Genomic DNA, 22796 nt, shown 5'->3' with positions numbered 1-22796 from the left:
TTTCTCCCAGCCGATGGAAAATCAGTTGATTTTTCCCCTTCTTTTCAACTAAGTTGATTTTAGCTCGAAAAGTCAACTAAAATCATTTATTCTGAAGTCATGAAAAGTGACGTGTCTCAGACCGACGCCCAAAGGCTCGGCAGTGAAATTCGCGAAGTGCGCAAAGCGCGTGGATTGACCCTACAACACCTGTCCGAGGTGGTGTCGTGCTCCAAAGCCTATCTCAGCCGAATTGAACTTGGGGCGGCCAATGTGTCGGACGACCTGCTTGGTGAAATCAGCGATGCGCTTGCAGTTGACCCCAATTGGTTCTTTCCCAAACAGGAAGGCAACGGGCCTCTTGAGCGAAAGCACGTCGTGCGACGCGAAAACCGTAGGGCGCTGTCCGCTATGTACACGCGATCAACTGATGAATTAGGTTTTGAGGACGAGTTACTTTCAAGCACATTGTCCGGCCATTGTTACTTGATCCTATCACGGTTCCGCCCCGGCGCAGGAGAACCACCCGAGCCACTCGAAGGCTATTCTTTTGAAGGTGAGCAACACGCCATAGTTCTTAGCGGTGAAGTTGAGCTACGTCTCGGGGACGAGATCATTTCATTGCGCGAAGGAGACAGCTTTTCCTACCCATCCATGATCGCGCATCGCTTTCGCAACAAGACGGAGAAAGAGGCAACAATGGTTTGGGCGATGTCACCGATACGAATTACTTGGTGACTGTTGGCCGGAGGTTACCAAAACCAGAAATTTTCAATTGTATTGTGAAAAGTCGGCACACTGGACGGTTCAAAAGGCAGTCAGAAGGTGGTCGATTTCGCCTTTTATATGGAGGTGCTGTCAGACGAATTCGATACAGTCTCAGTTTGCCGTCAAATCCGCGAACTTATCCGGAACAAAGTTGACGCCACTCTGCGAGAGCGGCGGTGCGTATCAGCTTGAAAGTGTCTCGGCTGGCTAGCGATCTTTCCTGGTTAAAGTGGTTGTATACGGAGGAATGGACGGAGGCGAATTTCTGTAGACTTCGCATACGCCTGAAACGTTGCATCGCGCGTTCGCGTCGTCGGAACGGCAGGTGCGAATTCTCGGCGCGGTTGTTGAGCCACCTGCCCGTCTGTTGTTTATCGGCAGCACCAAGCTCTCTGAGCGCGGCTCTGTATGAGGCGAAGCGATCCGTGACGACGTTTTCCGCTTAACCGTGTCGCTTCATTAATTACTTGAGGAATTTCAATGCCGCCTGCTTGTTTCGGCGTTTGGTAACAACGGCTTCCAGCACCTCACCTTCGTGATCAACATCCCGCCAAAGATAATGTCTATTGCCATTCACCTTCACGAAAACCTCGTCCACGTGCCACTTTCATTTGGAGTATGCTCTCAATTGCTGCACCCGCTTCCGCCTGATTTCAGAAGCAAACATCGGGCCAAACCCGTTCCACCAATATCGAACGGCTTCGTGGCTCACATCGATGCCTCGCTCGTACAGCAGATCTTCGACATTTCGAAGCGAGAGAGGGAAACGGATGAACAGCATCACAGCAAGGCGGATGATCTCGGGGCTGGTTTTGAAGTATTTGAAAGTGGCGGGTCTGGTCATGGGCAAAAGCTACGCAACCAACCTGCCCCGCTCAAGCAAAGTTCTTCTGACAAGGCCGTCACAACAGAATATTCGTTTTTGAATATATAAGTGGATTCATGACGTCCCTTTATGCTCTTTTTGGTGACTAAAGAGGGGGACGGATAAATGAGACGACTACTCAATATCGGGCTAATTTGGCTATTCCTTTCCATAGTGACCCTCACAGGCGCTTTTTCTGCCAACGCGCAAGAAACGGCGGATGCGAAGGAAGCTGTCGAAGTAGAGCAAGACGAACTTCTTGATGAGGTCGTTGATACATCCATTTCGGGCGAAGATTTGGAGATCCTGCTTGTTCCGTTGACAGCAGATGAGCTTTCCGAGGTCGCAGGCACTTGGCAAGGTATTGTGCGCTCGCAACTCGAAGAGGTCGCTCAGATTAATCTCGGTCTTCGGACAGCAAGTGGGGAACAAGAAGACGACCTCCGGTCACAATTGGCGTCCCTAAGTGACTCAGGATCGGCGCTTTTGAACAACTATCGGTTGGTGCTTGAGGCGTGGACACTGAAAGGGGCCAAGGCAGAAGACCTGCAACCCCATTCCGACTACATCCTTGCATTAAAGGCAGGGGCGCTCAAAACAACTGACTTTCAGACACTAATTCAAAATGCTTGGGCCTGGTTGTTCTCCTGGGAAGGGGGCGTGGGTCTTTTGATGGCTATTTTGGGTGTTTTGCTCGCCGTGTGGGCCATGATGTTTGTCGCCCGAATGGTGCGCCGTGTCACCGAACGCGGTTTAGAAAAAATTCCGACAATTTCGAGGATGCTGAAGAGATTCATCGCCACAGCAGTTTTCTGGGCTGTGTTTGTTCTTGGGATACTCGTTGTCTTGGCCTTGTTCGGGGTGAACGTCACTCCGCTTTTTGCCGTTCTTGGTGGCTTGTCGTTCATCCTGGGCTTCGCGCTTCAGGAAACCCTAGGCAATCTCGCAAGTGGTCTGATGATTATGGTTTTGAAGCCGTTTGATACTGGCGATTACATTCAAGTCGGAGGATCATCCGGCTTTGTGGATGAGATGTCTGTGGTTTCAACCAAAATTCGTACGTTCGACAACCAGATTATTATCGTTCCAAACAGTAAGATCTGGGGAGACGTGATTACAAACGTAAGTGCCTCGGAAGAACGCCGGGTCGATCTGGTTTTTGGCATCGCTTATTCCGACAACGCGGCGCAAGCAATCGATGTTCTTAAAGAACTGGTTTCAAAACACGAGCTCTGTTTGAAGACACCCGAGCCCGAGGTTTTCGTCGGCGAGTTGGGAGACAACTCTGTCAATATCTTCTGTCGCCCGTGGTCCAAATCTGACGATTACTGGACCGTCTATTGGGACCTGACGGGGCAAGCAAAGGAGCGGTTTGACGTAGAGGGGATTTCGATACCTTTCCCACAGCGCGATGTTCACCTGATACCCGTAGAGGGAGCAAATTAATGAGAGCTTTTGTAGTTTGGTTCACGACTGTTTTGTTTGCCAGCAGTGTCGCGTTCGCCCAGTCAGAAGAACCGCTTGTTCCGACTGAAGAAAGAGAAGATTCTGAATTTGTTGCTCCAGTGATTGTAGATGGGGAGGAACTGTTCGTCGTTCGTGGTTCGAGTGCCCTTCCTGCAACTGAGCGGGCCGACAAGGTTGCTGAGCGCCTTTCTGAGGTTGGCGACGCTTCTCAGAGTTCGAGCATAAATGTTGAAATCATGGACTCTGAGTTCGGGAAACTCATTAGAGCCGATGGCCAGATGATTACAACGACGACCCAAGCGGATGCCGAATATGAACAGATGGACGTCGAGAGTTTGGCCGCACTACAAGCCGCGGCTATTGAAACCGCGATCCTGCAATATCGTGAAGCGCGATCCAACGAGGGCCTAGTCGACAGTGCAATTGCTGCCGTTGCATGGACAGTCATTTTTGCTCTGGTTTCATATGCGTTCTTCGCCAAACGACGAAAGCTGTTGGACTACATCAGAAGCAACTTGGAAAAGAGAGCAGAAGGTTTTGAGGAAGCCACAAAATCGATTCTAAGAAGCAAGGCTATTGCCTCCATCATCGTTTACGCATTCCACGTTTTGATGTGGGTCTTCTTCCTCTTTTTCTTCTATTACTACCTTTCCTTAGTTCTGCTTTCTTTCGCGGAAACACAGGGCATAGCCCAAATCCTGTTGAAATATGTCAGTGAACCGCTGGTCACTGTGGTTTTGGCCATTGTCGGGTACATTCCCAATCTGATCATGCTTGCGATTATAGCCGCTGTGACTCGGCTGGGAATTCGAGGCCTCGATCTTTTCTTCGAAAACATTGAGAGCGGAGCCTTTGAGCTAAAGGACTTCGAGGATCATTGGATTGCACCAACAAAAATGCTGTGCAGGGCTTTGTTCATCGTTATCGCGTTGGTGTTTGCATACCCTTACATTCCCGGTTCCGACTCTCGCGCCTTCCAAGGTTTGACTATTCTTGCCGGCATCATGGTTTCGCTGGGATCCAACACAGTTGTTTCAAATATGATGGCCGGTCTGTTTGTCATCTACAGACGCAGCACTAATGTGGGTGATCGAATTCAGGTCGGTGACAAGATAGGCGACGTAACAGAGATCAAACTGATGGAAACACTCATCAAATCGATCAAGAACGAGATGATCAGCATTCCAAATGCCCAGCTGCTCAATTCCGAAGTTGTGAACTACTCACGCAAAGTGGATGGTCGGGGGCTATTGGTGCACACGACGGTGGGGATTGGCTACGAGGAACCTCCCAAGAAAATCAAAGCGATGCTGATTGAGGCGGCACACCGAACGCAAGGGCTGAGAAAGAGCCCGGAGCCATTTGTGCTTTGGACCCAGTTGGCAGATTACGCGATCAACTATGAAATCAACGCGTACACTTCTCGTGGATCGAGTTTGCCAAAAATCTTGTCGGATCTTCGCGAGAACATTGTCGATGTTTTTAATGAAAACAAAACTCAAATAATGACTCCGTCTTACATCGCTGATCCGCCGGAACCCAAAATACCTTCAGCTGATTGGGATGGTGAGCTTGCTCACATAACTGACTAACAACTCGTCAGGTTCATCTATGAAACTTCAAAAACGCGATACCGCCGACGTCGGATTGGATTGATTGACATTGAGCAATGATTAGAATCAAACAAGAAATCTTCAGAACTCAGCGAGGCTCAGGATGATCAAGTGGGTACTTTCCGCAACTGTAGTGCTTCTGCCTGGGTTTGTTCACGCAGCCGGGATGGAACAGTGGGGTGAGTCCGGCGACTGGGCAATTCTCATCGATCCAGAAAAAGGCAACGGTTGTCTCGCGTGGAGAGCCTTTGAAGACGATATGACAGTAGAAATTGGCGCTGCACCAAACCAGGCTGGCGGCTTTTTTGCCGCCTACAATCCGGCCTGGGTTCAAGTCGAGGACGGTGCGACAGGCATAGTAAGATTTGATTTTGGTGATGCACAGTTCGAAGGTGAGGCCGTAGGTGTCTACAAGAATGGCGTGCCCGGTGGTTACGCCTTTTTCGACAACCCGGCGTTTGTAACGGAATTTGGAGAACGCCAAAGCGTTACAATCATTGGCGAAAGTGGGGCCGAAGTGGAGCTAGACCTCAGCGGGTCTGCAAAAGCCATCGAGGCCGTTTTGGAGTGCCAGGCCGAACAGCCAGAACCGCTGAAGAACTAGGTCGTGTCAGATCACTGCAATTGATTGATATCAGGCACACAGGGTTGCCTGTCGACAGGCATAGCATCGGCGCCCTCTGGAGCCTTGTTTCTGGATCCGCCCACATCCAACTTGAACTTTGGCGACGAAAGCTGGCCCGACACATCAAAAGGCCAAGCGCTTCGGGATAGGGGTTTGCCAACGCGCCGCGGCTCCGCCCTGATCGCAATGCTATCGTTCAGCCAGTCCACTTGTCCCCTGGCCACCAACTGAACCGACCCTGTTTCAATGACGGTGGAGGTTGAACTGACCCGCCCGGCCTGAATTTCAACCGGAGCCACCACGCAAGTGATATCGGTGTAACCTTGTCTGAACTCTTCTGAAAACAGCCACGGGAAGATTCCCAGCCCCGCCAACTCCAATAAGCTGGTGCTGATGTAGCCCTGGGACATCGACAAAGACGCATTGCCGCGCATGGAGTTGACGAAGGCCTTGCCCGAGGTGGTACTGCCAGAAACGTTGAACTCACCGCTCAAACGTCCATAGGCATCAATGCCAATTCCCAATTCATCCAAGATTTCGCCGAATTCCCATCCCGAGGTCGATCCTGACAATGAAAGCCAATCAGGTGAGTCAATCAGATCCATGACCGCACGCAGGTTGAAGTTTCCGCCACCATAAACCATCTGGAGCGGGCCGAAATCCACGGTTCCTTCTTTGGCAGACAATTGGCTGGAAACAGATGTAACGCCTTGCTGGCCTACAATCTCTTTGAATTCGATCTGTACCTCGACGTCAGCTTCTCGCAGCACGCGCTGCACATCCAGAAGATCGACAGGTTTCCCTTTTTCCTTTGGCAACACCAAGGACTGGACGTCTGTCTCCTTCGGTAAAACCAAGGGTTGAACTTCGGCTTCAGGTTCCTTTGTGGTCTCGCCTACCAAGCTTTTCAGTTGGTCCAGCACGGCAGTCAGGTTCTTCAGGTCGTTGAGATCGAGCCTTTCGCTCGTGATGTTGCCCCGAACAACAGTAGCGCCCTCGGGGAAATCAGCGTCTATAGCCGCAAGAAGATGCGAAGACCCGGCTTCAAACTGGATTGCGGCATCAAAGTCCTCGCCCTGTTTGGAGGTTTCAGCATCGATAGCTAGTGCTCCGATCTCGACAGGTTGCAGACTCACTGCGGTTAGAAACTCGGCGCTGTCGTCGACGTCCAATTTCACGTCGAAATCGAGACCGGCTAGCCCTTTTAGCTCGTTGACAGATAGAGCGAGATCGAGCGCCCAGAGATCGGTCCCGTAGGTGGCCGCGTTAAACCTATTGAAAGAAACCGGACCGCCCGCATTGGATATGTTGAAATCGGCTTTGATGCCGCCGAACTGATCAACGTAACCCTCATCTAGGTTCGGCAAAATCAACTTGGCGGGCCCATTCAGCACACCATCGAATGTTACGTCCTGAAGCTGAAGCAGATCGAGGATTTCACCTTCAGCTTTCAGGACAGGCTCTTCAATTGGACCGGCTTGCAAAGCAATGCCCAGCATGGCGAGTCGGCCATCTGGCATGCGGCGAATGCTTTCGATGGATGCTGGACCGATTACGTCCAGCCCCTGTTCGAATGCATTGGTTTGAAAAAGCAGCTGCTCAAACTCGAAGGAAGCCAGGGATCCAACCATATGCATTTCAAAGCCTGTAAACTTGAGATCTTGAATACTCTTTGCCGCTTGGGGCGGTTGTCCCTCTGGGTGAAGTCGCGCATTGAAAAGCAGATCGACATCTTGAGCTGTATAGAGATCATCAACAGAACCTTCAGCTTCGAGTTTTTGTCCATCTTCAAGGCTTACGGTTGTTGTAAATGTTTCGATTGTTAGGACGTCCTGAGACACAAGTTCAGCTTGCAACTGGCCATTACCTTCCAGAACTCGTTCCAACCCCATGACATCGAGAAAGTCGCCGAATTCACCAGTATCCATCTCCAGGACAGCCCGGTAACCGCCACCTTCGTCTTCCGCGAATGGCTCGCCATCGTAGCGGACAGTCATTTCTCCAAAGCGGGCCCGCGTCGTAAACGGCGCGTCATGGGGATAGTCGCCCTCGATTTCGAAACCTTGACCGTTGACGGAGCCTGTCCCCGAGACCTTTGTCCTTTGTTCATCAGCTGCTTGTTCGAGGGCGAGTGACTGAAGATCAAACACAAACGAAAAACCTGAAACCTGGTCGTCAATGTTCAAACCGATGGATGTGAAGCTGACGTTCTTGTCGCTGAGAAAGGTAAGAATCCCACTGCTCTCTTTGCCACCAACTTCGGACGTCTCGATTTCGGCCTCAGTATCCCGATTGTCCTCTGCCAGCGATCCGTTGGTTTGAGACGTTGGCATTGGTCGGCGTTTTCGCCAGCTTGTTGTTCCATCAGAGGCTGTAAGAAAGTTTGCCTGGAGACCGTCCACCAAAAGGTTGTCAAAGTGCAGACGTCCGTTGGCCAAGGCGGCAACGTCCAGTTCCATTTCAAGGAGCTTTAATTCTGCAAGAGATGTATCTGGCAGTGTCTCGCTGGGGATTACAACGCCACCGACATAGATGTGGGTAATGCGACCAAGTGCGACGCTCACATCGTCGTTGACCAGAAGCGGCTGCCCAATTTGTTCCGAAAGAGCCTTTTCCACAAGGTTGCGTCGCATATCTGAGAACAACGGCGCAGCAAGTAGCAACCAAACAAAAGCGATTGCTGCAAAAGCGAGTAGCGCAATGAGTCCAATTATCCTAAACAGCCAGGTTCTCATTTGCTTTCCTGTAGTCGCTTTCATAATTCAGTTTAACCGCAAATCGGAAATCTCCAATCTTTCTGGCAACTAAGGATATAGTGATTGCTACGTCGCGCGGTTGTGTTCGTAGGATTGCATCCTATTTTCTGCGTTTTGCTGACCTTTCCCCCGAGGGTGCTGTCAGACAAATTCGAACCAGTCTCTGTTAGGCCAGTGACGCTGTCCTTTGCTCCTTGCCAAGTTTGCGCCACTCGGCAAGAGCGGCGCTGCGTGTCAGCTTGAAGGTGTCTCGGCTGGTGAGAAATCTCTCCTGGTTGAAGTGGTTGTAGACGGAGGAGTGAACAGCGGCGAATTTCTGCAAACTTCGCATGCGCCTGAAACGCTGCATGGCGCGTTCTCTTCGTCGGAACGGCAGGTGCGAATTCTCAACGCGGTTGTTGAGCCACCTACCCGTCCTTTGTTTTTCAAGCGCGCCCATTTCTCTGAGCGCTGCCTTGTAGGAAGCGAAGCGATCGGTGACTACTTCTTCGGCTTTACCGTGCCGCTTCATCAATTTCTTGAGGAATTTCAGTGATGCAGCTTTGTTTCTGCGCTTCGTAACGACGGCTTCCAGCACTTCCCCCTCATGATCGACGGCGCGCCAGAGGTAGTGACGTTTGCCATTCACCTTCACAAAAACCTCGTCCATGTGCCACTTCCATTTCGAGAACGCGCGCAGCTGCTGGACTCGCTTTCGTCTGATCTCGGAGGCAAACATCGGGCCGAACCTGTTCCACCAGTAGCGGATGGCTTCATGGCTGACATCGATGCCTCGCTCATGCAGCAGATCTTCGACATTTCGCAAAGAAAGCGGAAATCGGATGTACAACATCACCGCTAGACGGATGATCTCGGGACCGGTTTTGAAGTATTTGAAAGAGGCAGGTTTTGTCATTCCCAAATGCTATGCAACTGCCCTGCCCCGCTCAAGCAAAGTTATTCTGACAAGACCTTGTGGCGGCCCTTACACCCGGTGTGGAGTGTGTTCTGCCCGAACGCGAGCCATTCAAATTTCCTTTCTGGTTGGCCACACACTCTGAGTTATGAACAGCGCAAAGGATCAGGTTGGTTTTTGATCAGCTTGCAGACGATCTCGGCTCGCGGACAAATTATTGAACGTGAGTTGGTCCGGTGTCGTGAACTGGAGTCTGCTTCGGGTTCGACTCGGTCATCCAAGTCTTTTTCTCAGGTGACTGCTTTTCTGCGTTTAGCCGACGTTGAAGGCAAAAATTTTGAAATCCCGACCACGAATGGCTGCTTCACGCAGGAGCGGACGGTGGCAGCAAACGAGGCAATGTCCGAGTCGCGGACGGAGCGGGCCTTCGTCAAATTTGCGCCAAGGTCTGCTTGTGGTGCTTCTAAACTACCGTAGGACTGCTTTCTGTCCCCGGCAAGCTGTTGGTTTTGGAACTCCAAAAGACACCAAACAAATGAAAGAAAAGAAATCGATTTGATATTTTTGGACCATACTTTACAAAATCAGCCATGGCGAAATCAATTGATCAAACGTTAGGCATCGTTGTTTTGGTGAGCCCGCATTTCAACGTTTCGGCAACGACATCTTTCATCGATCCTTTTAGAACTGCGAATTACCTGTCAGGATTGGTGCGGTTTTCCTGGACCTATGTTTCGGAGGTTGGTGGTCACATCGAATCCAGCAGCGGCCTGGTGGTTGATACTGCTCCTTTGGCAAACGTGGTCAGGGGCAAGCCTTGGCTCGTTCTCGTAAGTACAAGCTGGACGCCTGAACGCCACGGGACACGCCAGTTCAAGGCGGCTCTTCAAAAATGGGATGCAGGCGGTGCAATAGTTGGTGGGTTGGATACGGGTGCAATTGTGCTCGCGCAGGCTGGATTGCTAAAGGGCAAAACTGCGACGGTCCATTATGAGCACATCGATGCCTTCGCCGAAATTGCACCGGACACGACGGTATCTGAGAACATGTTTGTAACAGATGGCAAGATCTTCACATGTTGTGGAGGATCAGCGGCAACCGACCTTGGCTTGAGATTTGTCCATTCCGTCGCTGGCGAAAGCATCGCAAACGCCTCAGCGCGGTATCTGTTTCACCATGATGTGCGTGGGGAAGGTCAGTCACAAAACCCCGAGGATGTGGAGCCGCTTGGGTATGTCACATCTGGCGTTGTCCGAGATGCTATCGACCTTATGGAAGCGCATTTGGAGACCACGTTGTCAATTCCCGCTATATCTCAACAGTTAGGCGTTTCGCAGCGGCAACTGGGCCGATTGTTCCGGCAGTATGTCCAAAAGTCACCCGTCGAATACTACCGAGATATCCGCCTTGATCGAGCGCGTGGCCTCGTCACGCAAACCGAGCTGAAATTCAGCGAGATTGCAGAGGCGTCGGGGTTCAACGGTCAAGTGCATTTCAGCCGCGCTTACCGCAACCGGTTCGGCCTGACGCCCACTGCTGATCGCATCGAAGGTCGTGTGCCGTTCGAGTTTCGCGCCTGGCCAATGTTCAAGCCTGACATCAAGTCCGAAGGTGTCTCGTAGCCTTCTGCATAGCTGTGAGCATCTCATCACGCTGCGCTGAGAGTTCCTCGGTGCTTTGCCCGTGTGCATGCGCTGTCATTTCATCGACCAGTTTTCTGATCACATCATCGTCTAAGCGTGGATCACCCAGATCGGCCCACCAGCTGTTGAACGTGTCTTTGAAGTGGTCACAAAAAGCCTGCAAACCGCCTGCGCCCGCGCCCAAGTGAAAAAGAGTGGTTGGCCCCATTGCGGCCCAACGCAATCCCGGTCCGGCCCACATCGCTTTGTCTATGTCTTTGACGCTGGCAACACCTTCAACGGCCATATGAACGGCCTCTCGCCAAACTGCGGCCTGCAACCGGTTGGCTACATGCCCCGGCATGCCTTTCTTGATGCGGATCGTGACTTTCCCGATGTCATTGTAGAACGCTTCTGTGCGGTCCAGAATGTCTGATCCGGTGGCCTTGTTCGCTGTCAGTTCCACCAGCGGGATCAGATGCGGCGGGTTGAAAGGGTGGCCAAGAATAAGCGGCGCGGGATCGCGCCACCCTTCTTGGAGCGCTTCGAGCGTCAGACCCGATGTCGAGCTTGAGACAATTGCGTCAGCAGCCAGCGCGGCCTCAATCTCCGCATAGATTGCATGCTTGATGGGCAACCGCTCAGGCGCGTTTTCCTGAACGAATTGCGCCTCTGTGACGGCCTCGGCAGCGGTCGCCACAAAGGTGATGGCGTCAGGTGTCGCGCGCTCAGTTAGGCCTAGGTCTTCCAGCGCAGGCCATGCGTTTTCAACGTAGGATCGCACGGTGTTCTCAGCGTTTTCGTCAGGATCAAAGACAGTTACGTTCCGGCCCGAGGCGAGGAACAAAGCGGCCCAGCTTGCCCCGATCACGCCGGCTCCAAGAATGGCGGTTCTTTCAATCTGAGACATCAGAACAACCCCGGATTAAGAGGAGAGGCCGCTGTCATGCCACCGTCAACAGTAAACAATTGGCCCGTTGCAAACGATGCATCGTCAGAGGCCAACCACAAAGCCATTGCTGCTATGTCAGCAGGTTTGCCAAAGCGTTTGACCGCGTGCCTTGCCAATGCGTCGGTCTTCGCTTTCTGAGGGTCTTGGGCAAGCTCAAACCCTGCATCTAGCATGCCGGTTTCAATCCAGCCCGGACAGATCGCATTGCAGCGAATTGCCGGTCCGTGATCCACCGCAATGGACCTGGTGAGCCCGTGCACAAAAGACTTTGACGCATTATAGAGTGCCATCGACGGGTCCGCGACATTGCCCGAGATCGACCCGATGTTGATAATGGAGCCACCCTCCTGCATTTGCGGAATGAGTGCCCGGCAGACATTGAAAACGCCCTTTGCATTCGCTCCCATAACCAAATCCCAATCGGCATCAGTGCTGTCCACAACAGTCTTTTCAACCTGGACGCCGGCGTTGTTTACGATGACGTCCAATACACCCAGCTCTTGCGCAGCTTCGCTAACGGCGGCGGCATCTGACACATCCAAAGATATCCAATCAGTACTCAAACCATCCGGCTTTGGTCCCCGACCACAGGTGATAACGTCCGCACCCTCGGCTATGAAGGCCTCTACGATAGCGCGCCCAATGCCCTGCCTGCCGCCTGTAACGAAAGCGCGTTTGTCAGCCAACCGCATCAGTGCGCGACCATCACATGGCGCACGGCGGTATAAGCGTCCAAGGCGTAGACCGACATATCACAACCAGTGCCAGAGCTCTTCATCGCGGCCCAAGGCATTTCAGGCGTGGCAACACCATGCGTATTCACCCACGTAAAGCCATAGCGCAACTTCGAAGACATCCGCATCGCGCGACCGGTATTTTTGGTCCAAACGGATGAGGCCAAACCAAACGGGCCTGCATTTGCCACCATGAGTGCCTCTTCTTCGTCGCCAAACCGCGAGATGGTCACGACAGGACCGAAGATCTCGTTGCAGAATACCTCGGTATCATGCGCCACATTGATCAGCACGGTGGGTTCATAAAAGAAACCTGGTCCGTTGATCATGTTGCCTCCCAATACAACTTCGCAGTCATCGCGCGCTCGGTCGACAAACCCCGCTACAGCGTTGCGTTGCGCGGCCGAGATGATCGGCCCCATTTCGGTGCCTTCGGCCTTTTGAGCCCCAACTTTGATCTGGCTGACCTGATCAACAACGGCGGCAACGACCTTGTCATAAACCTCATCAGCGACAAGCAAACGGCAGGGCTGTGCACAGTCCTGACCGGCGTTGAAGAACGAACCATAGCGCACAGTTTCGGCAACCGCCTCGATATCAGCATCGTCAAAAACAATGACCGGGGCTTTCCCGCCCAGTTCCAGATGCACATGGCGGATTTGACGAGAGGCTGCAGCCATCGCGGCAGAACCCGTCGCGTTGGAACCCGTGATTGAGATCGCCTCGGTCCGTGGATCGTTGATCATCTGCTCGCCAATCTCACGACCGGGGCCGTGCAGCACGTTTACCACCCCTTTGGGCGCAACACCTGCGATCAGCTCGGCGGCTTTCAGCGTGGAAAGCGGCGTCAGCTGCGAGGGCTTCAGCGTGACCGGGCAGCCAGATGCCAATGGCGCTGCCAGTTTCCAGGCCGCCATCATCAGCGGATAGTTCCATGGCGCAATCGCGGCTACAGGGCCAACCGGATCTTTGCGGATCATGCTGGTATGACCGGCCACATATTCGCCCGCAGCAACGGCAGACATCGTGCGCGCCGCACCGGCAAAGAACTTGAATGTGTCCAGCGTCAACGGCATTTCGTCATCCAAAGCCGAAGGCCAGGGTTTACCGGCATCCAAGCTTTCCAGCTCTGCCAGTTCCTCGACATGCTCTTCCAAGACAGTTGCGATATTGGTCAAAAGCTCAGAACGTTCTGCAGGGCTGGTCTGGCCAAATGTCTCAAAGGCTTCGTGGGCCCCTGCGGCCGCAGCGCTTGCCTGTTCGGACGTCGCGGAATTGATCTTGCAAATCTCTTCGCCCGTGGCTGGGTTCACGACAAAGATCGGCGTGCCGCCCCCTTCAACCATTTCGCCATTGATTAACATCTTTGTCTGCATGTGGTCCTCTCTAAAACCCAACCCGATCGCCGCCTTTTAGTGCGAGGCGTTCGCGCGCCTCTGCCGGCGTCGCAACTGTAAGGCCCAGATTTTCGATTATTGTGCGAATGCGGCTCACTTGCTCGGCATTCGATGTGGCAAGCTCTCCCTTGCCGATAAAGAGACTGTCTTCGAGCCCGACACGCAGATTGCCACCGCGCATTGCGCTTTGTGTAGCGAAAGGCATTTGGTGCCGGCCTGCTGCCAGTACGGACCATTCATAGTTTTCAGCGCCAAAAAGTTTGTCCGCCGTATTGTGCATATGAGTCAGATGATCAGGGTCAGCGCCAATGCCTCCTAAAATGCCAAAGACCATCTGGATGAAGAACGGCGGTTTGATAAGCCCTTGATCCACGAACCATTTGACGTTGTAGAGATGGCCCAGATCATAGCATTCAAACTCAAACTTGGTGCCATGATCACCCCCCAGTTTCTCAATCGCATATCGAATGGTTTTGAACGTGTTGGGAAAAATGAAGTCTTCCGTCATCTCAAGGAATGGACGTTCCCAATCGTGCTGAAATTCCGTGTATTTCTGAAGCATCGGGAAGATGCCAAAGTTCATACTGCCCATATTGAGCGAGGCCATTTCCGGGCTCGTCGAAGTCGCGGCCAGCAGACGTTCGTCCATCGACATGCCCAATCCGCCGCCGGTTGAGACATTCACCACCGCGTCAGTGGATTGTTTGATCACAGGCAGAAATTGCTGAAACAATTCAGGTCTGGGATCTGGCTTGCCGGTCTCGGGATGTCGCGCGTGCAGATGGATGATAGACGCGCCAGCCTCTGCCGCTTCAATGCTTGCTGTTGCAATTTCGGCAGGTGTGATCGGCAGGTGGGGCGACATTGACGGCGTGTGAATACCGCCCGTTGGCGCACAGGTGATGATGACTGACTTGGGCATTACAATTTCATCTGTTGCACTTGCGCAGACAGCCCCCCGTCCAAAACCCAAAGCTGACCAGAGGCATAGCGCGCCTCGTCGCTGGCCAGCCAATTGACCAGATTGGCAATGTCCGTTGGCGTTCCGTAGGTACGCATCGGGTGCACGTCCCGGACAGCTTTTTGAAGTGTTTCGATGTTGCCCCCCCCGCCGCCAGATCCGTCACCGTTGAAGAAACTCTGCAGCATCGGAGTATCAATATAGCCGGGGCAGATCGCATTGACGCGGATACCCTCAGGGCCATGGTCGCAGGCCATTGCACGGGTTAGCGCATGCACCGCTCCCTTGGTTGCACAATAAGCGGCAAGGCCGGGGTCAGCGATGAACCCATCGTAAGACCCAAAGTTGATCAAGCTAGCGCTGTTGCCAGATTTCGCGGCTTCGCGCATCAAAGGAATGGCGTATTTTGAGGTTAGAAAAGTACCCGTGGAATTCACCGCAAAGCTTTGGTTCCATTCCTCCAGCGTGGTGTCTTCGACCGTCTTTTCAATCTCGATCCCTGCCGCGTTCACCAAGACGTCAAGCTTGCCATGAGCGTTGCGGACCTGATCCATTGCGGCGATTGCGTCCGCCTCCTGTGTTACGTCGAGCTTTACAAAGTGGCTGCCGTCATCGTCATGCCTGTCCAGTGACCCTTCGAGCGTCAGGTCTGCGGCGTAAACTGTCGCACCTTCTTTGACGAAACGCGCCACAATCGCACGTCCGATTCCACCCCTTGCCCCTGTAACGAGGGCAATTTTTCCGTTCAGCATCATTGGTCTTGGTCCTTCAAAGGGGGATAACGGTAACGCTTGGCCGCAATGGTCCAATCCATATCGTTACGCACATATTGCTTGCTCGCGTCGGATGGTGGGTTGTAGTCCCAAGGCACACTTGCGCCTGCTTCCATCGCGGCATGCAGCGCACGGCGGGATTTTTGGGTTGCAATGATCTTTGTACGCAATGCCTTGCCATCCCACCGCGCGGCTACTTCATCAGCAAAGGCTTGAGCGGCCTCATTGTAACTGAGGTCGGAGGCCAGATTTCTTGTCTCCAACGGATCAACGCTCAGATCATACAGCTGTGGTGGATCGCTATCGCAGTGGATGTATTTCAATGAACCACGCCGGATCATGATGACGGGAAAGCCCGTCATTTCAGCGCAATACTCGCCGATTGCCTCATCAACGGGGTCGTCCTCGCCCCGCGCCAAGGGCATAAGGCTTCGGCCATCTATAGGTTCGCCGATCATGCTTTCACTACCGCCAGCGATCTCAATAAACGTCGGCAACATATCCACGAGCGACACAGCGTTTCGCGCTGTCCCAACCGCCACGCCAGGTCCCGCCATGACCAACGGCACGCGGGCCGAATGTTCAAAGAAATTCATCTTGTACCACAGCCCACGTTCGCCCAGCATGTCGCCGTGATCTGCCGTGACGATCACGATTGTATTGTCCAGCTCTCCAATCTCTTCGAGCGTTTTAACCAGTTCGCCGATCTTGCTGTCAAAGTAGCTGACATTCGCCAGATATGCGCGGCGCGCGCGGCGCACCTCTTCCTCTGTCAGCGGCACATAGGACGCTTCGATCCCATCCATCAGGCGGCGCGAGAACGGGTCCTGATCATCCAAAGCAGGCGTAAAGGCCGGCATGTCGATGTCGTCGTCTGAATAGAGGTTCCACCATTCGGGGCGGGCGACATATGGATCATGCGGATGTATGAAGCTGGCAACCATCGCAAAGGGCGCATCATGCCCTAGCGCTTTGTCACGTGCCGCATCGAAAAGCCACCGTTTGGCGGCAAAGCCAACCTCATCATCGTAATCAATCTGGAACGTCGCATGCGCCAGACCGCTTTCCTTGACGGTCTGCATGTTATGATACCACTTATCGATCCGCTCATCGGGGGCTTCCCAGTCGGGCGTCCATGCAAAGTCCGACGGGTAAATATCGGTCGTCACGCGGTCTTCGAACCCGTGCATCTGATCAGGGCCGACAAAGTGCATCTTACCTGACAGGCACGTGCGATAGCCCAGCGACTTTAGGTAATGCGCAAAAGTCGGAACTGACGCCTTGAATTCTGATGCATTATCATAGGCCGCAATCCGGGAGATATGTTGGCCCGACATAAAGGCGAACCGCGAAGGGGCGCAGAGCGGGGAATTGCAATAGGCCGCATCAAAGCGCATCCCACGCGCAGCGAGCGCATCAAGATGCGGGGTCTTGGCAACCTTATGTCCGTAGGCCCCCGTGAAATGCGGGGCCAACTGATCCGCCATGATCACAAGGATACCTGGCTGCGTCACGTTGCACCCCTGGCGTAGGCATCCAGAACCAGCCCATGAAAGTGATGCACCGCATGCTCGGATTTGCCCGACCCATCCGGGTCATTGACGATCCGACCTTGGGTAAACGCAGGCGTGTTCATTCCGCGCTGCACAGACTCAACGAGACTGATATCTTCGACCTGTAGCACCTCATCCAGATAGCGAATTGCATCCAGTTCCATCGCGTCGGGTTCGGGCGTCTCAAGGAAAAAGTCATAGGTCTCCAATGTCCGATCCGGCCCGACAGGGATGATGTTGAGCACGATCATGCTGGACCGGCCGGGATACCGCATCAAGCAGGTTGTCGGAAAAAGCCACCAAACCGCATGGGTTTTGACCGTCGCGTTCGAAACGTCATAGGCGGCATTGGGGCTGTTTCCCGCGTCGGCCATGTGGCTGGAATAGATGCTATAGGTTGTGACCTTGTAAGTATCCATGTCAACAAGATCACAGAAATCCTTATGGGCCGTCGGGCAGTGATAACACTCAAGAAAGTTATCAACGACGTTCTTCCAGTTTGATTTGATGTCATAGGTCAATCGGTGCCCGAAGGTCAGTTGATCCACGTCCGGTGCCCAGTGGCGCACTTCAGTTTCCAGATTGCCTGACTGCTGCGCCAAAGAGGGTGCCTTTGGGTCCAGATTGACGAATACAAATCCGCAAAACTCTTCGACTTGCACCGCGTCGAGGCAAATCTCATCGGTGCGAAAATCTTCAAGGTTCTCGGTGTGGGGCGCGCGGGCCAACTGCCCGTCCAGCTTGTAAACCCAAGCATGGTAAGGGCACATGATCCGAGTTGTGTTTCCTTCGCCAGAAAGCAGTTCGTGGGCGCGGTGCTTGCAGACGTTGTAGAAAGCGCGCAACGTGCCCTCCTTGTCGCGCACAACGGCAATAGGCTTTCCTGCAATCTCGATTGTAACGTAGGACCCTGGCTCGCGGGTTTTTTCCACATGACAGACCCACTGCCAGGTCTTGGAGATGATGGCCTTGAGATCAGCGTCAAACCACTTTTCTTCCGTGTAGGCCTCCGCTCGCAGTGAACTGGAACGCGATGGATCGGGATCATAGCCAAGAGAAATCGTATCAGAATCTGTCATGTGGTTCCTCCAGTGTTGGCATAGAGTATTCCATTTACGAATCTGAGATATGCATAATTGGTCAGAATTTTGATGTTTTTGGATTGAGCCAGACCGCCGAAATGGTGCTGTCAGACAAATTCGAACTAGTCTCAGCTGGGCCAATAGAGCTGCCCTTTATGCCGCACCAAGTTCGCGCCACTCTGCGAGAGCGGCGGTGCGTATCAGCTTGAAAGTGTCTCGGCTGGCGAGCGATCTTTCCTGGTTGAAGTGGTTGTATACGGAGGAATGGACGGAGGCGAATTTTTGCAAACTTCGCATGCGCCTGAAGCGCTGCATCGCGCGTTCGCGTCGTCGAAACGGCAGGTGCGAGTTCTCGACGCGGTTGTTGAGCCACCTTCCCGTCTTTTGTGTTTTGAGCGCGCCCAACTCTCTGAGCGCAGCTCTGTATGAGGCGAAGCGATCCGTGACGACGTTTTCCGCTTTACCGTGTCGCTTCATCAATTTCCTGAGGAATTTCAATGCCGCTTTCTTGTTACGACGTTTGGTAACGATTGCTTCCAGCACTTCGCCCTCATGATCGACGGCCCGTCAGAGGTAGTGTCTCTTGCCATTCACCTTCACGAAAACCTCGTCCACGTGCTACTTCCATTTGGAGAATGCGCGCAGTTGTTGAACCCTTTTTCTTCGGATCTCAGAGGCAAACATCGGACCGAACCTGTTCCACCAGTAGCGGACGGTTTCGTGGCTGATACCGATCCCGTGCTCATGCAGCAGATATTCGACATTTCGCAATGAAAGCGGAAATCGGATGTACAGCATCACCGCCAAACGGATGATCTCACGACTAGTCTTGAAGTACTTGAAGGAGGCAGGTTTGGTCATGGGCAAAAGCTACGCAACCGCCCTGCCCAGCTCAAGCAAAGTTCTTCTGACAAGACCCCTCGGAGGGCGTGTCGCATCACATCCTGTGTCTTGGACCGCCTCGCTAGGAAACGGCCCATGAAAGACATTCATCGCAGCCACTGTCGCCGCAGTGCGGCTTCACCAAACCTGCCATTAGCTGCGGGCGCAAAATCCTGAATCTGTCGAACTCACAGTCTGCGTACAAAACCGAATTTCGCCAACCAACACCCAAATGGCGGCTTTGTACCCTGGAGACAGTAGCGAGCGTATTTTTAATCAGGCTGGACCCTGTTTGATCCGTTGCCGAAGATGGCTGAGGAACAGACTAACCCGTCGGGGTTGGAAAGCCTTGTCAGGAAAGACGGCGAAAACTCCAACATCTGGAAAGTGCCCGGCCAATTCGATGGGCTGAAGTTGTCTCGCCTCCACCAGGTCCGTTGCCATGATTTCTGGCAGCAACCCAATCCCCATCCCGCGAACCAATGCCTCGCGGTAGATATGCGTTTGGTTCATGACAAGCTTCCAGGGCTGACGCAGCCTTTGCAGGCCCTTCTTCGTCACGAGAGGCCAGCTCTCACCAAAACGCGAACCGCCAAAGACAAGGCAGCGGTGGTGGTCCAGATCATTCACGCTCTCGGGCGCGCCATACGAACGAAGATAAGAGGGGGAGGCAAACAGAGCGAGCCGTGTCTGAGCCAGTTTGCTGACTATCAGGCTACTGTCATCCAGTTTGATCGCCAGGCGAATGGCCAGGTCCACCCCAGCGCTGATGAAATCGGTCTGCTCGTTTTCAAAGACCAGGTCAAACAACACTTCGGAATGGAGCACCTGAAAGCTTTGCACCGCATCCAGCAAAAGTGGCGCACCGATCCCTTCTGGGGCAGCCACGCGGATTACCCCTGACAACTGCGTACCATCGAGTGCTGCAACATCTTGCTCAAGCGCTTCCAGCTGCTCCAATGTTGCTTTGCATCCGTGGTAGTAACGGGTCCCGGCTTCTGTCACATTCATCGAACGTGTTGTGCGGCTAATGAGGCGAAGATCAAGCATCTCTTCCAGATCGGCCACGTGTCGCCCAACAATGGCCGGGCTGACATTCAGATCCTCTGCAGCTGCGGCAAAGCTTCCCAATTCGACCACACGGGCAAACACGGTCATTTTCTTCAGCTTATCCATTCGATACCCTTTGTATCTTATGAATTGCTATTGACGCCAATTATCCCGCATCAAGTCAAGAGTATGTTGCTTCCAACAAACAGGAGGCACTTGTCATGAAAAGCATTCTGACGGCCATCGCTGCCGCCACCACACTTGCCAACGCAGCGTTTGCGGCCGGTGATGAAATGAATCCAGTCATGACCGAACTGAAAGACGGTATCTACCAGTTCCACATGGCGCATTACTCCAGCCTGGTTGCGATCACCAACCAAGGTGTGCTGGTGGTCGATCCGAACCACGAGTTCCGCGCAGAAGCAATGCGCGCAGAGATTGCCAAGCTGACCGATCAGCCGGTGGAAGTGGTCTACTCGCACGATCATTTTGACCACTCGCGAGGCGGGCAGATTTTCAAGGATGAAGGCGCAGAGTTCATCGCCCAGGAAGGCTGCGTCGAATTGATGAGCCGCGATCAGGAAAACCGGGTGGTGGTGCCCGACGTGACCTATGCGGATGAGCATCGCATCGAATTGGGCGATAAGATCATTGACCTGAAGTACTTCGGATCAAGCGGCGGCCAATGCCAGAGCGTTATTCAAATGCCCGAAGACAAGGTTTTGATGGGAGTGGATTGGCACCTTCCGCGCTTCTTGGTTTCTAATGCACGGCTAAACACACATGACTATGTGGGAGCGCTGAACACGCTGCGCCGCGTTAGCTCCGAGCTTGACTATGACACGGTGATCTCTGGCCATCTGGAGCATTCTGCGCCGGAGCTTTTGCCCGAAGAACTGGCCTTTGTCGAAGCCCTGTATGCCGCCGTCTGGGAGGGTTTGCAAAACGGCAAAACAGTTGAAGAGTTGAAAGAGACAGTCAAGCTCCCCGAGTTCGACCAGTGGCTGTTCTACAAAGAAAATCTGCCCGCGCATGTTGAGCGGATGGCCTACGCCATCTGGCATGGCCACTAAACCACCGACCGAGTTGCAAGGTAGCCCGGTCGCTACCCAAAATTGAATTCAAAACTGGAACTCAACATGTCTGAGAAAATTGAAGCGGCAAGCAAAAAAACCATCGTCAGCGGGTGGCATGAAGGCCGCAAATATTTCATGGCCGATCAGGAATACACGTCGGTCGTTGCTGGAAAAGACGATACTCAATCCGAATATGTTTTTGGCTCAGGTGAAATAGCCCCGGGCGGGTTCATTCCCGACCACTACCACAAATGGGAAGACCAGACCTTCCACATCCTCGAAGGTGAACTTGAAGTCAAAATCGGCGACAAGGTGTTCCGGGCGGGCCCGGGTGCCAGCATCCAATGTCCGCGCGGCGTGTCCCATTGCATGAAAAACGTGGGCGAAACGACGGCCAAGATGATCAGCTACATATTCCCCGGCGATTGGGCCGAGGAGTTCATGGTTGAAACCTCGCGCCAGAATGAGACAGGCGAGATTGATTTCGACCTGATCGAAGAGCGCTTCGGCGTCGTCTACATCTAATCGAACTGGAATATCCAAATGAAACTGAATGTTAAAACCGCTGTTCTGGCTGCCTTCGCCGCAACCAGCATCAACGGATCGGCCCTTGCGGCTGGCCCCGAAGTGACCACCCAAAAGCTTGCAGAAAACGTCTATTCGATGGACGCGCTGCACTATAACAGCCTTGTTGTGATTGGCGAAGATGGCGTTCTGATCACAGACCCCGCAAACCCGTTCCGAGCGGGGCTGCTGAAAGAGGAAATCGCCAAGTTGACAGACCTGCCGGTCAGCAGGATCGTGATGACCCACGAACACTACGACCATGTGGGCGGCACCGATGTGTTTCCCAACGCGGACGTGGTTGCACAGGAAAACTTCGAAATGTTCATGGACAAGGATCCGTTGGGCATGCTTCCCGATCAGTTGGACGTGACCTTTAAGGATGCGTTGAGCATCAACATGGGCACCACCATAGTGGATCTTCTCCACTTCGGCCCAGCCGATGGGATTGCCATTGCGGTGGTGCACCTGCCAGAGGAAGGCATCGTTGTGACTTCGGACATGTATGCGCCCAAAGCGCTGACACGCGGTCTATTCCTGACTGACAGCAACGTGCTGGGCAACCGTCAGATCCTGAACGAACTGGCAACCTGGGACTTAAACTATGCGATCACGACCCACTCGGGTGAGATGGGGGTTGAGCATCTGGTCGAAGGGGCTGAGTTCCACAATGACCTCTACGATGCGGTATACCCGACGATTGAACAGGTCTATCAGGAAAACCCTGCAGGCCTTGTGACCGCGGTTATCGAGCTGGGCGAGACCGTGAAGCTTCCGAAGTACGAGAGCTGGGAAAACTACAAGGATCTGGGGGAACACGTCCGGAAAATGGGCTTCGCCATCACTCACGGAGGCTGAAACAGCCCCCCCCATGGTCAACGACGCGCCACAGGTAATGCCGTTTGCCATTGATCTTCACAAACACTTCGCCGACGTGCCATTTCGATTTTGAAAATGCCCGCAATTGCTGGACCCGCTTTCTGCGAATTTCTGACGCGAACATCGGGCCGAAACGGTTCCACCAGTAGCGGACAGTTTCATGGCTTACTTCAATCCCGCGCTCATGCAGAAGGTCTTCCACACTTCGAAGCGATATTGGAAACCGGACATATAGCATTACGGCCATACGAATGATCTCCGGGCTGGTTTTGAAGTACTTGAAGGAGGCAGGTTTGGTCATTC

18 protein-coding genes and 3 pseudogenes are annotated in these 22796 nt (G+C 53.3%); 8 read left to right on the top strand and 13 right to left on the bottom strand.

The window, feature by feature from the left end; translation table 11 throughout:
* The first annotated feature begins 111 nt into the window (after positions 1–111).
* Complete coding sequence (locus ACR0JB_RS02405) at positions 112–717, top strand: helix-turn-helix domain-containing protein (RefSeq protein WP_170393444.1); 606 nt, start codon at positions 112–114, stop codon at positions 715–717.
* Between the two features lie 166 nt (positions 718–883).
* Here the strand turns inward: ACR0JB_RS02405 and ACR0JB_RS02400 are convergent.
* Positions 884–1591: pseudogene (locus ACR0JB_RS02400) on the bottom strand (IS6 family transposase).
* A 147-nt stretch (positions 1592–1738) separates the two neighbouring features.
* On the opposite strand from ACR0JB_RS02400, the gene ACR0JB_RS02395 reads away from it, so the two are divergent.
* The 3 genes from ACR0JB_RS02395 (at position 1739) to ACR0JB_RS02385 (ending at position 5296) form a co-directional block, all read left to right on the top strand.
* The gene (locus ACR0JB_RS02395) at positions 1739–3058 is read left to right on the top strand and encodes a mechanosensitive ion channel family protein (RefSeq protein WP_170393442.1); all 1320 of its coding nucleotides are present in this window, start codon (positions 1739–1741) and stop codon (positions 3056–3058) included.
* Positions 3058–4671 carry a mechanosensitive ion channel family protein gene (locus tag ACR0JB_RS02390; protein ID WP_170393440.1) on the top strand — a complete coding sequence of 538 codons (1614 nt, stop codon included), beginning with the start codon at positions 3058–3060 and terminating at the stop codon, positions 4669–4671. The genes ACR0JB_RS02395 and ACR0JB_RS02390 overlap by 1 nt, the downstream gene beginning before the upstream one ends.
* Before the next feature lie 124 nt (positions 4672–4795).
* Positions 4796–5296 carry a hypothetical protein gene (locus tag ACR0JB_RS02385; RefSeq protein ID WP_170393439.1) on the top strand — a complete coding sequence of 167 codons (501 nt, stop codon included), beginning with the start codon at positions 4796–4798 and terminating at the stop codon, positions 5294–5296.
* An 11-nt stretch (positions 5297–5307) separates the two neighbouring features.
* Here ACR0JB_RS02385 and ACR0JB_RS02380 read toward each other — a convergent pair whose 3' ends face one another.
* Together ACR0JB_RS02380 and ACR0JB_RS02375 are read right to left on the bottom strand one after the other, a co-directional pair.
* Positions 5308–8052, bottom strand: a complete 2745-nt coding sequence (locus ACR0JB_RS02380; RefSeq protein WP_170393437.1) for an AsmA family protein — start codon at positions 8050–8052, stop codon at positions 5308–5310.
* A 187-nt stretch (positions 8053–8239) separates the two neighbouring features.
* A complete protein-coding gene (locus ACR0JB_RS02375) occupies positions 8240–8968 on the bottom strand; it encodes an IS6 family transposase (protein ID WP_170393435.1) in 729 nt (242 codons plus the stop codon).
* Between the two features lie 773 nt (positions 8969–9741).
* On the opposite strand from ACR0JB_RS02375, the gene ACR0JB_RS02370 reads away from it, so the two are divergent.
* Positions 9742–10590, top strand: a complete 849-nt coding sequence (locus ACR0JB_RS02370) for a GlxA family transcriptional regulator (protein ID WP_480789652.1) — start codon at positions 9742–9744, stop codon at positions 10588–10590.
* On the opposite strand, the gene ACR0JB_RS02365 is transcribed toward ACR0JB_RS02370, so the two are convergent.
* From ACR0JB_RS02365 to ACR0JB_RS02325, 9 genes and pseudogenes are all read right to left on the bottom strand, one after another.
* Positions 10568–11500: a 3-hydroxyacyl-CoA dehydrogenase NAD-binding domain-containing protein gene (locus ACR0JB_RS02365; RefSeq protein WP_480644974.1), complete on the bottom strand. Its 933-nt coding sequence runs from the start codon at positions 11498–11500 to the stop codon at positions 10568–10570. The two genes, ACR0JB_RS02370 and ACR0JB_RS02365, sit on opposite strands and share 23 nt — an antisense overlap.
* Complete coding sequence (locus tag ACR0JB_RS02360; protein ID WP_480644976.1) at positions 11500–12234, bottom strand: SDR family NAD(P)-dependent oxidoreductase; 735 nt, start codon at positions 12232–12234, stop codon at positions 11500–11502. Before ACR0JB_RS02360 ends, ACR0JB_RS02365 begins: the two co-directional genes overlap by 1 nt.
* A complete protein-coding gene (locus tag ACR0JB_RS02355) occupies positions 12234–13652 on the bottom strand; it encodes an aminobutyraldehyde dehydrogenase (RefSeq protein WP_480789651.1) in 1419 nt (472 codons plus the stop codon). Before ACR0JB_RS02355 ends, ACR0JB_RS02360 begins: the two co-directional genes overlap by 1 nt.
* 10 nt (positions 13653–13662) lie before the next feature.
* On the bottom strand, positions 13663–14595 hold the full coding sequence (kce, locus tag ACR0JB_RS02350; RefSeq protein WP_170504841.1) for a 3,5-dioxohexanoate:acetyl-CoA acetone transferase: 933 nt from the start codon (positions 14593–14595) through the stop codon (positions 13663–13665).
* Positions 14595–15389: an SDR family NAD(P)-dependent oxidoreductase gene (locus ACR0JB_RS02345; RefSeq protein ID WP_170352072.1), complete on the bottom strand. Its 795-nt coding sequence runs from the start codon at positions 15387–15389 to the stop codon at positions 14595–14597. Before ACR0JB_RS02345 ends, kce begins: the two co-directional genes overlap by 1 nt.
* Positions 15386–16921: a choline-sulfatase gene (gene betC / locus ACR0JB_RS02340; protein WP_170577407.1), complete on the bottom strand. Its 1536-nt coding sequence runs from the start codon at positions 16919–16921 to the stop codon at positions 15386–15388. The genes ACR0JB_RS02345 and betC overlap by 4 nt, the downstream gene beginning before the upstream one ends.
* Positions 16918–18039: an aromatic ring-hydroxylating oxygenase subunit alpha gene (locus ACR0JB_RS02335; protein WP_480789650.1), complete on the bottom strand. Its 1122-nt coding sequence runs from the start codon at positions 18037–18039 to the stop codon at positions 16918–16920. Before ACR0JB_RS02335 ends, betC begins: the two co-directional genes overlap by 4 nt.
* Before the next feature lie 156 nt (positions 18040–18195).
* A pseudogene (locus ACR0JB_RS02330) lies at positions 18196–18903 on the bottom strand (IS6 family transposase).
* Positions 18904–19200: 297 nt separating this feature from the next.
* Positions 19201–20100, bottom strand: a complete 900-nt coding sequence (locus ACR0JB_RS02325; RefSeq protein ID WP_170504836.1) for a LysR family transcriptional regulator — start codon at positions 20098–20100, stop codon at positions 19201–19203.
* A 95-nt stretch (positions 20101–20195) separates the two neighbouring features.
* Between ACR0JB_RS02325 and ACR0JB_RS02320 the strand changes: the two genes are divergently transcribed.
* The 3 genes from ACR0JB_RS02320 to ACR0JB_RS02310 all read left to right on the top strand — a co-directional run bounded on the left by ACR0JB_RS02320 (position 20196) and on the right by ACR0JB_RS02310 (position 22472).
* On the top strand, positions 20196–21047 hold the full coding sequence (locus ACR0JB_RS02320; RefSeq protein ID WP_170577401.1) for an MBL fold metallo-hydrolase: 852 nt from the start codon (positions 20196–20198) through the stop codon (positions 21045–21047).
* 66 nt (positions 21048–21113) lie between these two features.
* On the top strand, positions 21114–21575 hold the full coding sequence (locus ACR0JB_RS02315; protein WP_480644984.1) for a cupin domain-containing protein: 462 nt from the start codon (positions 21114–21116) through the stop codon (positions 21573–21575).
* Positions 21576–21593: 18 nt separating this feature from the next.
* On the top strand, positions 21594–22472 hold the full coding sequence (locus ACR0JB_RS02310; RefSeq protein WP_170577397.1) for an MBL fold metallo-hydrolase: 879 nt from the start codon (positions 21594–21596) through the stop codon (positions 22470–22472).
* Positions 22473–22479: 7 nt separating this feature from the next.
* On the opposite strand, the pseudogene ACR0JB_RS02305 reads toward ACR0JB_RS02310, so the two are convergent.
* Positions 22480–22794 (bottom strand): annotated as a pseudogene (locus tag ACR0JB_RS02305) (IS6 family transposase); the annotation flags it as partial.
* Positions 22795–22796 lie beyond the last annotated feature (2 nt).

This window comes from Ruegeria sp. BI7 (assembly GCF_056537925.1).
The sequence above is the reverse complement of the archived record's forward strand: the minus strand, read 5'-3'. Positions and strand labels throughout refer to the sequence as shown.

Excerpts from the sequence above, each read along its gene's own strand:
- ACR0JB_RS02375 (WP_170393435.1), bottom strand. The coding sequence starts at position 8,968 with ATGACAAAACCTGCCTCTTTCAAATACTTCAAAACCGGTCCCGAGATC.
- ACR0JB_RS02310 (WP_170577397.1), top strand. The coding sequence starts at position 21,594 with ATGAAACTGAATGTTAAAACCGCTGTTCTGGCTGCCTTCGCCGCAACC.
- kce (WP_170504841.1), bottom strand. The coding sequence starts at position 14,595 with ATGCCCAAGTCAGTCATCATCACCTGTGCGCCAACGGGCGGTATTCAC.
- ACR0JB_RS02325 (WP_170504836.1), bottom strand. The coding sequence starts at position 20,100 with ATGGATAAGCTGAAGAAAATGACCGTGTTTGCCCGTGTGGTCGAATTG.
- ACR0JB_RS02335 (WP_480789650.1), bottom strand. The coding sequence starts at position 18,039 with ATGACAGATTCTGATACGATTTCTCTTGGCTATGATCCCGATCCATCG.
- ACR0JB_RS02395 (WP_170393442.1), top strand. The coding sequence starts at position 1,739 with ATGAGACGACTACTCAATATCGGGCTAATTTGGCTATTCCTTTCCATA.
- ACR0JB_RS02320 (WP_170577401.1), top strand. The coding sequence starts at position 20,196 with ATGAAAAGCATTCTGACGGCCATCGCTGCCGCCACCACACTTGCCAAC.
- ACR0JB_RS02355 (WP_480789651.1), bottom strand. The coding sequence starts at position 13,652 with ATGCAGACAAAGATGTTAATCAATGGCGAAATGGTTGAAGGGGGCGGC.
- ACR0JB_RS02315 (WP_480644984.1), top strand. The coding sequence starts at position 21,114 with ATGTCTGAGAAAATTGAAGCGGCAAGCAAAAAAACCATCGTCAGCGGG.
- ACR0JB_RS02390 (WP_170393440.1), top strand. The coding sequence starts at position 3,058 with ATGAGAGCTTTTGTAGTTTGGTTCACGACTGTTTTGTTTGCCAGCAGT.
- ACR0JB_RS02385 (WP_170393439.1), top strand. The coding sequence starts at position 4,796 with ATGATCAAGTGGGTACTTTCCGCAACTGTAGTGCTTCTGCCTGGGTTT.
- ACR0JB_RS02360 (WP_480644976.1), bottom strand. The coding sequence starts at position 12,234 with ATGCGGTTGGCTGACAAACGCGCTTTCGTTACAGGCGGCAGGCAGGGC.
- ACR0JB_RS02345 (WP_170352072.1), bottom strand. The coding sequence starts at position 15,389 with ATGATGCTGAACGGAAAAATTGCCCTCGTTACAGGGGCAAGGGGTGGA.
- ACR0JB_RS02365 (WP_480644974.1), bottom strand. The coding sequence starts at position 11,500 with ATGTCTCAGATTGAAAGAACCGCCATTCTTGGAGCCGGCGTGATCGGG.
- ACR0JB_RS02380 (WP_170393437.1), bottom strand. The coding sequence starts at position 8,052 with ATGAGAACCTGGCTGTTTAGGATAATTGGACTCATTGCGCTACTCGCT.